Genomic DNA, 10,034 nt, shown 5'->3' on the forward strand with positions numbered 1-10,034 from the left:
GTGAGCCCCCCCAATGCGCTTGAGTCTCAAGGCTAAAGTCCTGTCCCTTGCCGTCCTGCCGGTGCTGCTCTTTGCGCTGGTCATCAGTCTGACCACGCTGTTCATCCTCCAGCAGCAGGCGCACACCGAGGTCGAGCAGACCCGCGAACGCCTGCTCGCCGACGCCAAGGCCACGCTGCAAAGTTACGTCGCCGTGGCGATGACCACGATCAAACCGCTGTACGACGCGGCCGCCCCCGGGGATAACGCGGCGCGGGCGCAGGCGATCAAATTGCTGTCGGGCATCCGCTACGGCAAGGACGGCTACTTCTTCGGCTACGACTCCGAGACCGTACGCCTGTTCAAGGCCAACGACCCGGAAGGTGTGGGCAAAAGCTTCAAGGACAACCGCGACCCCAACGGGGTTTACGTCAATCGCGGCCTGGTGAGCGTAGCCAAGGACGGCACCCACTATCTGCAATACAGCTCGCCACTGCCGGGCAATGCCAACGTGCTGGTGCCGAAACTCGGCTACACCGAATACCTGGCGAAGTGGGACATGGCGGTGGGCACGTCGGTCAACCTCGACGGCATTGAAGCGCAAGTGGCGGTGGTCGAGGCGCAAGTGCAGGAGCGTATGCAAGGCGTGATTCTCAGCATCGTCGGCGTGGCCGTGCTGGTGCTGTTGGTGATCGCCGCAGCGGGCATGCTGTTGGCCAACACCATTTTGCGGCCGCTGAACCTGATGAAAGCCAACCTCGACGACATCGCCGCAGGCGAGGGCGATCTGACCCGCCGGCTGAACATCAGCAGCCAGGATGAACTCGGCGAACTGGCCGGCTCGTTCAACCGCTTCGTCGACAAGATCCACGGCCTGGTGCGACAGATCACCGAGATGACCACGCAACTGACCGGCCTGGTGACCCAAGTATCGGATCAGGCCCAGCGTTCCGATCAGGCGATGGAGCGTCAGCGTCACGAGACCGATCAGGTTGCCACGGCGATCAACGAAATGTCCGCCGCCGCCCAGGACGTCGCCAAAAGCGCGCAGAACGCCGCGGTGGCCGCGCAGCAGACCGACGAGGAGGGCCAGAGCGCCAAGCGCGTGGTGGCTGGCAGCATCAAACAGATTCATGCGCTGGTGGATGACATTCGCAGCAGCGGCGTATCGCTCGACAGCCTGCAGCAAGACGTGTCGTCGATTGTAGGCGTGCTCGGAGTGATCCGCTCGATTGCCGAACAGACCAACCTGCTGGCACTGAACGCGGCAATTGAGGCGGCGCGGGCCGGGGAGGCCGGGCGTGGCTTTGCGGTGGTGGCGGACGAAGTGCGGGCACTGGCCAGCCGCACGCAGATCAGCACCCAGGAAATTCAGGGCATGATCGATCGTTTGCAGGCGGGCACGCAGTCGGCGGTCGAGGCGATGCGCCGCTCCAGCGAGGCGGGCGATGGCACCTCGGCGCAAGCCAATCAGGCTGGCGCGTCGCTGGATGCGATGGCCGAGCTGATTGCGACCATCAATTCGATGAACGCGCAGATCGCCAGTGCGGCGGAGGAGCAGACGGCGGTGGCCGAAGAGATCAACCGCAGCGTGCATCAGATCGCCGTGGCGGTTGACAGCGTGGCGGATGAGACCCAGTTGGGCGCGCAGACTTCGCGCAGTCTGGCGGAGCTGGGGCAGCGGTTGGGCAGACTGGTGGGGCAGTTCCGAATTTAACGTTTTAGCCGAACCGTGTAGGAGCTGCCGGAGGCTGCGATCTTTTGATCTTGCTTTAAAAGATCAAAGTCAAAAGATCGCAGCCTCCGGCAGCTCCTACAGGGGCGGTGTAAGGCTCAGGGTCTGTCCCAGTAGGGGATTTCGCCGAAACATTCGATGAAGAAGTCGATCACCGTACGCACCTTCACCGACAGTCGCCGGCTACCCGGCCACAGCACCGCAATCTGCTGCGGCTCCAGACTGTTGGACACCTGATATTCGCGCAACACCGGCACCAGCGTGCCTTCACGCACCGCCTCACCAATCAGCCATGACGGAAACATCACCAGGCCCAGGCCTTGTTCGGCGGCCTGGGTGAGAGTGTCGGCGTGGTTGCCGGTGATCGGGCCTTTGACCGAGTACGGCGTCCAGTCGCCCTGACCTTGACGAAAGAACCAGCGCTGCTGACCGGTTGCGCCTTTGTAGGCAAGACACTGGTGCTGCGCCAGATCTTCCGGGTGTTGCGGGGTGCCGTGGCGCTGCAGATAGGCCGGACTGGCGGCGACCTGAAAACTGTGCGGTGCCAGTATCCGCGCCTGCATGCTTGAATCGTGCAGCGGGCCGATGCGAAACAGCAGGTCGGCACCTTCCTGCAGCGGGTCGACGTAATGGTCGGTCTGCTGGATGTCCAGTTGCAGCTTCGGATAGCGCGCGCACAATTTCCCCAGCCACGGCGTCAGGTGACGCTGGCCGAACACCACCGGCGCATTGATGCGCACCAGCCCGGTGGGTTCGCTTTGCTGCTCCTGCAGCGCCTGTTCGGCTTCTTCCAGTTGCACCAGCACCAGCCGCGCATGGTGGCCGAGCATGCGCCCGGCCTCGGTCGGCGTCACGGCACGGGTGTGGCGGTAGAGCAATTGCTGGTTCAGCGCCTGCTCCATCAACTGGATCTGCCGCGAGATCGAAGAGGGCGCCACGCCCTCGCGACGGGCGACTTCAGAGAAACTGCCGTGGTCGAGTACCGCCACAAACAGCCTCAATGTCTTGAACCCCAGTTCGTTCAGCCCGTGCATGAATCTGTCCTGTTGTGCGAGTTGCGCAAAAGTGTTGTCTGGATGCTCCCATTTATCGCACAGCGGCGCCAGCCGATAATCCGCGCCATCGTTTACTTGCAGGGGAATTTGAATATGCAAACGCTGGATGAAGTAAGTGGGGCGGCACCGGTTACCCGGTCGGGGCTGCGCCTGTTGTTGCTGCCGCTGGTGATTCTGGCCGGCATGGGCCTGTCGGTGGAGGCCGGATTGCTTGGGCCATTGGGTGAGCAAGTCGGGCATCTGTGGGCGACCTTGAGCATCTTCGGTGTGGGTTCGGCGATTCTGTTTTTGCTGCTGTTGTTCGCAGGGCCGCAAAAGGGCCCGGCGCTGACCGAGCTGCCACGCTGGCAGTTGATCGGAGGATTTCTGGGGCCGATGTACGTGGTGGTGCTGACCCTGGCGACGCCGCATATCGGGATTGCGATGACGATGATCGCGATTCTCTCGGGGCAGGTCGGCAAGAGCGTACTGATCGACCATTTCGGCTGGTTCGGCGCGACGCGCAAGAAGGTCAATGCCGAGCGCTGGCTGGCGTTGGTGTTGATTGTGGTGGCATTGGTTCTGATTGCGCGGGGTTGAAGAGATGAGTCTGGTTATTTTGTTGGCAGTGGTGGTGTTGGCTGGTGCGGTGTTGAGTGTGCAGGCGGCGATCAATGGGCGCTTGGGCGAGACCGTCGGGGTGTTGCGCAGTAGTCTGCTGACGTTTGTCGTTGGGGCTGTGACCACCGGATTGTTGATTGTGTTTTTTGAGCCGGCGCAGGCGGTCAGCCTCTTGGACGTGCCGAAGTGGCAGCTCACCGGGGCGCTGTTTGGTGTGGTTTACATGATGGTCATGGTCGGTGCTGTGCCTGTCGTGGGTACGGCGGTGGCGACTGTTGCGGTGATCGTCGGGCAATTGGGGATGGGGATGTTGATCGATAATTTTGGCTGGCTGGGGAATCCGGCGATCGAGCTTTCGTCTTCACGGGTGTTGGCGATGGTTTGTCTGGGGTTGGCTTTGGTTTTTATGTATCGCAGCAGTGTTCGTCGTTCTGATTGAGATTTGGGTGAATATCCGTTGCTGTGGTAACGGCCACCTAGGGTTCCGCCCTGACGGCGGGTCACTTTGGCAAACGCCCCAAAGTAACCAAAGGGCTTTACCCTGACGTTCGGCCCTCGCTTGGGCTCGGGTTCCTTCGCTGCGGGATTCATCCGGGGGGCAGCGCCTACGGTTTGCTTCGCTGCACCTCCTCTCGCTGTGTTTGGCTGCGCCAAACGGTCGCTGCGCTCCCACCCCCGGATAAATCCCTCCACTCAGCCGGCCGACGGGCCCTCAGATCAAGAGCGGTACTCGAGCTAACGCTCATCGTGTTGAGTGGGGCGGCTTCGCCGCATGGGGTGTGCACGAATAAAGTTGTGGGAGCTGGCTTGCCAGCGATGGCGGCCTGACAGCCGACCAATTTCTAACTGAAAACACCCGATCCCACTGTGGGAGCTGGCTTGCCAGCGAAGGCGGCCTGACAGCGACCAATTTCTATCTGAATACACCCAATCCCCTGTAGGAGCTGCCGAAGGCTGCGATCTTTTGATCTGCTTTGGCTTTGGCTTTGGCTTTGGCTCTTGATCTGGCTTTTGATCTTCAGCCCCTTCGGCAGGCCGAGCGAAGGTGTCCATCCGGGGGGGAGGCGCGTAGCGCCATGCGGCGAAGCCGCATACATCGAGAGGAGGTGCAGCGAAGCAAACCGTAGGCGATGCCCCCGGATGGGCACCGTAGCGAGGGAACACTGAGCCTCGGCGAAGTGCCGTACGCTGGGGGAAGCCTTTTTGGTTACTTTTTCGGCGTTTGGAAAAAGTGACCCGCCGTAAGGGCGGAACCGTAATCAGCAACACCCGAAGCAACGGATATTCACCCGATATCGCTAGCACCCGAAAAAACGGATATACACCCAATCCCGCAAAAAACACCAGATCAAAAAGATCGCAGCCTTCGGCAGCTCCTACACTGCTATTTACGGCTTATCCCACAAGCCCAGACAACCACCCAAAAAGGAGTCTGCCCCCATGCCCGATAGAAAATGCGACTGCCCCAACTGCAAATGCACCATCAAGGAAGGCGAACACGCCTACGCCGTGCACGGCAAACACTATTGCTGCGAGGCTTGCGCGCACCACCACAAGGGCGGTGAAGAGTGTTCAAGCAAAGGCTGTCATTGCGCCCACCCCAAATAACCGCGCGCAAAAAAAGTGGAGCCTAATCAGGCTCCACTTGCAGTTTCAGGCTTTCATCATCCAGCCGTTCGGTTTGGCGAACCGTGCCTTGCAGACGCCGGCCTTCGACCCTGACCACCACGGTTTTCGCCTGGTCGAGGTCCTCCGGTAACGGCGCCGGTACGCGCAGGGCGAAGCGATAGGGGTCGTCTTCGACAGCTTCAAGACCCACCTGACAGTCCACGCTTCTGGTGATACGTCCGAAAAGGGTGTCCAGGCCATAATCCAGATGCGCCGGGCTGAAGATGCTGGTCATTGTGTACGCCCCCGAAGAGTCCCCATTGCCTGGCGAGAGTCTAGCTCGCCGGTCGCCATGTGACGTTTTCCACGCCGAATTTCTCCGCCATCGGTTTGCTGGTCTTTTGCACTTTTTCCCGGCCGAAACGCGGGATGCGACCCACGCCGGCATCACAGCTTGCCCAGTGCCACGCCTCGGCGTTGTCCATTTTGTCCGAGCGGATAATGAACGATTTGGGCGTGCCGTGAAGGGTGTAATCGATGACAAACAGTTTTGCGTTGTTCATAAAGCCCGTATTCCTCCCTGTGGTATTAGAAGGATCGCGGCGCGTCGGGAAAATTCACTCGGATTGTCCGACGGTATCTATCGTTGGCGACGCTGTGACCGACTGGTTGCCATGCGCCTTTCGGCAACCCCAATGAATACTCGCCATGGCCCTCGCCGCACCCCCCGATCTGACGGATACCGATGTGCCGGTGCAACCGCTGGCGCGTACCTATCCGCGTGGTTTGTTTATTGAGCCGCATGAGCATGTCTGGGGGCAGTTGCTGTATGCGATGAGCGGGGTGATGTGGGTCGAGACCCCGCATGAGGCGCTGGTGGTGCCGCCGCAGCGCGCGGTGTGGTTGCCGCCCGGAGTGCCGCACGGAATTCGCGTGGTCTCGGACTTGCAGATGCGCAACATCTACCTGCGCCCGGCGCTGGCGGCGACGCTGGATGCGACCGTGCAGGTGATCGAGGTCGGTGGTTTGTTGCGCGAGTTGATCGTCGGTTTGGTGGCGCAGGGTGACAGCGGCGAGCCGGCTTATTACGACGCCCTGGTCGGGCTGGCGCTGCTGGAGCTCAAGCGTGCCCGGCGCTCGGCATTGAAGATCCCGCTGCCCGACGATTCCGACCGGCGCCTGATGAACCTGTGTCAGGCGGTGATGGCGGCGCCGTCGCTGGACATTCCGTTCGAGCAGCACGCGGAAAACGCCGGGGCCAGCGTGCGCACGCTGGCGCGGTTGTTCAAGGACAGCCTTGGCATGGGCTTCGCCGAATGGCGGCGGCAGGTGCAACTGGCGACGGCGGTGGCCGAGTTGATTCAGGGCGTGCCGGTGAATGCGATCGCTCGGGAGCTGGGGTATTCGCCGAGCAGTTTCAGTGACATGTTCCGGCGTGAACTGGGTGTGGCGCCTTCGCAATTCTCCACGGCCTGAACCCGATCCCTGTAGGAGCTGCCGCAGGCTGCGATCTTTTGACTTTGATTTTGAAAACAAGATCAAAAGATCGCAGCCTGCGGCAGCTCCTACAGGGGGATGTCGGTCTTTTGGCCGAAATTCAGAAGTCCTTGGCCGACACCTCTGCCGATCCTTCCCTAGACTCTGCCCATTCCTTTCACGCGGCGGAGTTTTCCATGAACTACCTGATTTCGCTGGCCATCGGTCTGGGCGTCGGCCTGCTCTATGGCGCGCTGGATTTTCGTTCCCCGGCGCCACCGGCCATCGCGCTGGTGGGGCTGCTGGGCATGCTCGCGGGTGAGCAGCTGTGGCCGCTGGGCCGGCAACTGGTCGCCGGTTGGTTGTCCTGAATGTCTTTTTTTCCCCTTGGTGGATGTCCTCATGAAAGCACTGCAATTTGATAAAACCGGCGATCTGTCCTCCCTGCGTTTCGTCGACGTACCGACCCCAATGCCCGGCGCTGATGACGTGCTGGTCGAGATCAAGGCCGCCGGCCTGAACCCCAGCGATGTGAAGAACGTGCTCGGGCGTTTTCCCTACACCACGTTGCCGCGGATTCCCGGGCGCGATTTCGCCGGTGTCGTGGTCGAAGGCCCGCAGGCGTTGCTCGGTCAGGAAGTCTGGGGCACCGGGCGCGAGTTGGGCTTTTTTGCCGATGGTTCGCACGCGCAATTCGTCAAATTGCCGGCCAACGGCGTGGCGCATAAACCGTCGCACTTGAGCTTCGCTCAGGCAGCCAGCCTCGGCGTGCCTTACACCACCGCTTGGGATGCACTGGAGCGCAGCCTGGTGAGCGCTGAAACCCGTTTGCTGGTGATCGGCGGTGGTGCGGTGGCGACCGCGGCGTTGGCATTGGCCAAGGTGCGCGGCGCGCAGATCCTCGCGGCTGCGCGGCGGCCGGAGCAGGTCAAGGCGTTGCAGGCGCAGGGCTATCCGACGATTCAGCTGGATAAGCCCGAAGACCTCGGCGCGCAGGTCAACGCGGTGTACAGCGGCGGCGCTGACGTAATCTTCGACACCACCGGTTTCTGGCTGCCGGCCTCGGTGGCGGCATTGGCAGCGTTCGGCCGCATCGCGATCATCGCCGCGCCGGTCGACGGCCATGTGCAATTGCCAGCGCTGGCGTTGTACCGCAAGGGCGGTTCGGTGGTCGGGATCAACTCGCTGCTGTACGGCGTGCAAGCCTGTGCGGCGATGCTCGAGCAGTTCGGGCGGTTCTTCGATGAGGGACTGTTGCCGTTGCCGCAGGCGTGGGTGGAAGTGCCTCTGGCGCAGGGAGTGCAGAGCTATGCAGAGGTGAATCATGGGAGTGGGGACAAGGTCATCCTCATCCCCTGATCTTCCAGACACCGCATAACCTGTGGGAGCTGGCTTGCCAGCGATAGCGGTAGAACAGTCGATCAAGATATTGACTGAACTGGCGCCATCGCTGGCAAGCTAGCTCCCACAGGGCTCGTTTTGTGCTCAGGATTGTGGAACGCCGTTTTCCCACGCCGACCAGTTTTTCAGAATGTCCTGCACCAGCGGATTACCCGCGCGATAGAGGTTTTCCAGCGCCGGCACGAACCCGCCCTGATCGGCGTACTTCAGCAGATTGTCCACTTCACTGCCGCCCGGCGCCGGGCGGTCGAAGTCGGAGCCAGCACGCACCACGGCCAGACGCTGCACATCCACCAGGCCTTCGCGACTGGCGCGCAACAGGGCTTCGTAAGTGGAGTTGTCTTCCTGTTGCGTGGTGCAGTACTCACCCTTGTTGTCGGTCAGCAATTGGGTCCAGACCTCCGCGCGTTCGCTCAGGCGCGTACCGGAAAACCAGGTGTTGCCTGCCAGCGTGTCGCAGCGCGTAACCACTGGCGGCTGGTTGGCCGGGGCTGACGGGTATTTCCGGCGCCACGCCGCCGATTCCTTGCTCTCGCTCAGTTCGACCTTGTGGCTCAGGGCGAAGGCCTTGGCCTGCAATTTCGGGTTGAGTTCGAAGACTTCGGTCTTGTAGTCCAGCGGTGGTTTTTCGTTCGGTCCCTTGGTGTTGATGCCCAGGTAGCCGGTCGGCCAGCTCGCCGGCGCATCGCGCGAATCCAGCTCCCATTGCGTACCGAACTCCACCAGGTAATGCGCCCACGCGGCGGTGCCGAGGGTCCCGTGTTTCGGGCTGATGCCGGCGATCCCGGCAATCAGGAACCAGCTTTTGCGCAGGTCGAATTTCGGCGACAGGGCCAGTGCCAGGGTTGAAGCAGCGGCGTTGGTCTGACCCATGCCGGTGGTCAGCAGGCACACCTGTTGTGCGTTGCAGCGCACGGTCGGGTACTCGGCGGACAGGCCCGGCACGCGGATTTCCTGTTGCAGATCGAGGCGCTCGATCCAGTGCTGCGCCTCGGGGGCGAACATGGTGATCAGCACCACTTTCGGCTGGATCGGCGCTTGCGCCGCCCACGCCGTGGAAGAGAGCAGGGCCGCAGCGGCCAAAGTCAGACGCGTCATTGCTTGCATGAAAATCTCCTGAATTCAGAACTGGTAGCCGATGCCGGCGTAGTAACCCCAACCGTTGGAACGCGCGCGGAAATTGCCGTCGCCGAAGTTCAGCTCGCTGCCATCCTCCCAGTTGCCGCCGTTGTGGAAATAACGGCCGACCAGGGTGAAACGCAAGTGGGTGAACGAGTACAGCAGCACGTTGGTCGCCACCGTGGCGTTGGCGGTGCGCGCCGGGTTGTCCTTGTGGATGTCGGAGCCGAAGTCGAAGTTGGTGAAACCGATGTAGGTCAGCGACGCGCCGTTGCTGAACTTGTCGATGGGCACGATGTATTTGAGCTGCGCGCGGTAGCCGTCCCACGAATACTCATTGCTCGCACCGTAGTTTTCCCACTGGTAGCGCCCGTACAGGTTGGCCGACAGGTTGACCCGCGAATGGGTGTCGATGTCGGTGCCGAAGCCGCTGTACAGGGTGTTGGCGCGGTTCTCTTTACGGCTGCCGTGATCGTAGATCCAGTCGAACGCCACGTACCATTCCTTGAACGGGCCGATGGCCAGGCTGCGGCCGGCGAGGTAGTCGATGGAGATGCGCGGCTCGTGCTCCATGAACACCGGTGAGCCATGGTCCCACACGCCTTTGTCGTGGCTGTTGCCGATGTTGAAAATCTTCGGAATGTCGATGTAGCCGTACAGCTCGAACGGCCCCTTGCGCCCGAAGTACTCGTATTCCAGATAGATGTCATCGGCCGGTTGCGGGCCGAAGCTGATGTCCTTGCTGCCGATCAACGTCAGGTCCTGGTTGTACCAGTCCGACAGATACGCGCCTTTTTTCGCCGGGGCAGCTTCCGGGCTGAGGGCTTCGCCCTGGGCCGATTCGTCGGGCAGCGCCTGTTGTGCCGGTTGCGCCAATGCGCTGTGGCTGAGAACTCCGGTAACGCCGGTCAGTAGCAGGGAAACAGCAAACGTGCGCGCAAACGGGGCGCGAAGAAGGGAAGCAGCGTGCATTCAAAGTCCTTTTTTTGCGGATCAAGGCCCGGGTTCTGCGGGTCTGTACGGTTTTGTTACGAAAAAGCCGATATAGGCAGGTCGCAAAC

12 protein-coding genes are annotated in these 10,034 nt (G+C 61.5%); 7 read left to right on the top strand and 5 right to left on the bottom strand.

All coding sequences use genetic code 11. The features are described from left to right. Window positions 1-13 precede the first annotated feature (13 nt). Window positions 14-1,696: a methyl-accepting chemotaxis protein gene (locus tag GTQ41_RS09765; protein ID WP_047295134.1), complete on the top strand. Its 1,683-nt coding sequence runs from the start codon at window positions 14-16 to the stop codon at window positions 1,694-1,696. Window positions 1,697-1,812: 116 nt separating this feature from the next. Here the strand turns inward: GTQ41_RS09765 and GTQ41_RS09770 are convergent, their stop codons facing one another. Beyond that, window positions 1,813-2,748, bottom strand: coding sequence for a LysR family transcriptional regulator (locus GTQ41_RS09770; RefSeq protein WP_047295132.1), 936 nt, complete (start codon window positions 2,746-2,748; stop codon window positions 1,813-1,815). A 114-nt stretch (window positions 2,749-2,862) separates the two neighbouring features. On the opposite strand from GTQ41_RS09770, the gene GTQ41_RS09775 reads away from it, so the two are divergent. The 3 genes from GTQ41_RS09775 (at window position 2,863) to GTQ41_RS09785 (ending at window position 4,977) form a co-directional block, all read left to right on the top strand. After that, window positions 2,863-3,348, top strand: a complete 486-nt coding sequence (locus GTQ41_RS09775) for a DMT family transporter (RefSeq protein WP_047295129.1) — start codon at window positions 2,863-2,865, stop codon at window positions 3,346-3,348. A 4-nt stretch (window positions 3,349-3,352) separates the two neighbouring features. Then, entirely contained in the window at window positions 3,353-3,808 is a 456-nt protein-coding gene (locus GTQ41_RS09780; RefSeq protein ID WP_047295127.1) for a DMT family transporter, read from the top strand. A 1,001-nt stretch (window positions 3,809-4,809) separates the two neighbouring features. Then, window positions 4,810-4,977 (top strand): metallothionein, encoded by a 168-nt coding sequence (locus tag GTQ41_RS09785; RefSeq protein WP_080963240.1) that lies wholly within the window; start codon window positions 4,810-4,812, stop codon window positions 4,975-4,977. A gap of 22 nt (window positions 4,978-4,999) precedes the next feature. Here the strand turns inward: GTQ41_RS09785 and GTQ41_RS09790 are convergent, their stop codons facing one another. Beyond that, window positions 5,000-5,272: a hypothetical protein gene (locus tag GTQ41_RS09790; protein WP_047291471.1), complete on the bottom strand. Its 273-nt coding sequence runs from the start codon at window positions 5,270-5,272 to the stop codon at window positions 5,000-5,002. A gap of 40 nt (window positions 5,273-5,312) precedes the next feature. Further along, window positions 5,313-5,540, bottom strand: coding sequence for a DUF6555 family protein (locus GTQ41_RS09795; RefSeq protein WP_003223528.1), 228 nt, complete (start codon window positions 5,538-5,540; stop codon window positions 5,313-5,315). 145 nt (window positions 5,541-5,685) lie between these two features. On the opposite strand from GTQ41_RS09795, the gene GTQ41_RS09800 reads away from it, so the two are divergent. From GTQ41_RS09800 to GTQ41_RS09810, 3 genes are all read left to right on the top strand, one after another. Further along, window positions 5,686-6,453: a helix-turn-helix domain-containing protein gene (locus GTQ41_RS09800; RefSeq protein ID WP_047291473.1), complete on the top strand. Its 768-nt coding sequence runs from the start codon at window positions 5,686-5,688 to the stop codon at window positions 6,451-6,453. A 197-nt stretch (window positions 6,454-6,650) separates the two neighbouring features. Further along, window positions 6,651-6,824 carry a DUF1427 family protein gene (locus GTQ41_RS09805; RefSeq protein WP_073471384.1) on the top strand — a complete coding sequence of 58 codons (174 nt, stop codon included), beginning with the start codon at window positions 6,651-6,653 and terminating at the stop codon, window positions 6,822-6,824. A 31-nt stretch (window positions 6,825-6,855) separates the two neighbouring features. Next, window positions 6,856-7,812: a zinc-binding alcohol dehydrogenase family protein gene (locus tag GTQ41_RS09810; RefSeq protein WP_217325490.1), complete on the top strand. Its 957-nt coding sequence runs from the start codon at window positions 6,856-6,858 to the stop codon at window positions 7,810-7,812. Window positions 7,813-7,938: 126 nt separating this feature from the next. Here the strand turns inward: GTQ41_RS09810 and GTQ41_RS09815 are convergent, their stop codons facing one another. Beyond that, on the bottom strand, window positions 7,939-8,961 hold the full coding sequence (locus GTQ41_RS09815; protein WP_047291475.1) for a purine nucleoside permease: 1,023 nt from the start codon (window positions 8,959-8,961) through the stop codon (window positions 7,939-7,941). A 15-nt stretch (window positions 8,962-8,976) separates the two neighbouring features. Next, complete coding sequence (locus GTQ41_RS09820; RefSeq protein WP_047291478.1) at window positions 8,977-9,945, bottom strand: nucleoside-specific channel-forming protein Tsx; 969 nt, start codon at window positions 9,943-9,945, stop codon at window positions 8,977-8,979. Window positions 9,946-10,034 lie beyond the last annotated feature (89 nt).

Source organism: Pseudomonas sp. AN-B15, from assembly GCF_019056475.1.
Lineage (GTDB): Bacteria > Pseudomonadota > Gammaproteobacteria > Pseudomonadales > Pseudomonadaceae > Aquipseudomonas > Aquipseudomonas parakoreensis.

Bases quoted from the DNA above. Each gene is read 5' to 3' on its own strand.
- GTQ41_RS09800 (WP_047291473.1), top strand. From the start codon at position 5,686: ATGGCCCTCGCCGCACCCCCCGATCTGACGGATACCGATGTGCCGGTG.
- GTQ41_RS09815 (WP_047291475.1), bottom strand. From the start codon at position 8,961: ATGCAAGCAATGACGCGTCTGACTTTGGCCGCTGCGGCCCTGCTCTCT.
- GTQ41_RS09775 (WP_047295129.1), top strand. From the start codon at position 2,863: ATGCAAACGCTGGATGAAGTAAGTGGGGCGGCACCGGTTACCCGGTCG.
- GTQ41_RS09790 (WP_047291471.1), bottom strand. From the start codon at position 5,272: ATGACCAGCATCTTCAGCCCGGCGCATCTGGATTATGGCCTGGACACC.
- GTQ41_RS09805 (WP_073471384.1), top strand. From the start codon at position 6,651: ATGAACTACCTGATTTCGCTGGCCATCGGTCTGGGCGTCGGCCTGCTC.
- GTQ41_RS09810 (WP_217325490.1), top strand. From the start codon at position 6,856: ATGAAAGCACTGCAATTTGATAAAACCGGCGATCTGTCCTCCCTGCGT.
- GTQ41_RS09785 (WP_080963240.1), top strand. From the start codon at position 4,810: ATGCCCGATAGAAAATGCGACTGCCCCAACTGCAAATGCACCATCAAG.
- GTQ41_RS09820 (WP_047291478.1), bottom strand. From the start codon at position 9,945: ATGCACGCTGCTTCCCTTCTTCGCGCCCCGTTTGCGCGCACGTTTGCT.
- GTQ41_RS09770 (WP_047295132.1), bottom strand. From the start codon at position 2,748: ATGCACGGGCTGAACGAACTGGGGTTCAAGACATTGAGGCTGTTTGTG.
- GTQ41_RS09780 (WP_047295127.1), top strand. From the start codon at position 3,353: ATGAGTCTGGTTATTTTGTTGGCAGTGGTGGTGTTGGCTGGTGCGGTG.
- GTQ41_RS09795 (WP_003223528.1), bottom strand. From the start codon at position 5,540: ATGAACAACGCAAAACTGTTTGTCATCGATTACACCCTTCACGGCACG.
- GTQ41_RS09765 (WP_047295134.1), top strand. From the start codon at position 14: ATGCGCTTGAGTCTCAAGGCTAAAGTCCTGTCCCTTGCCGTCCTGCCG.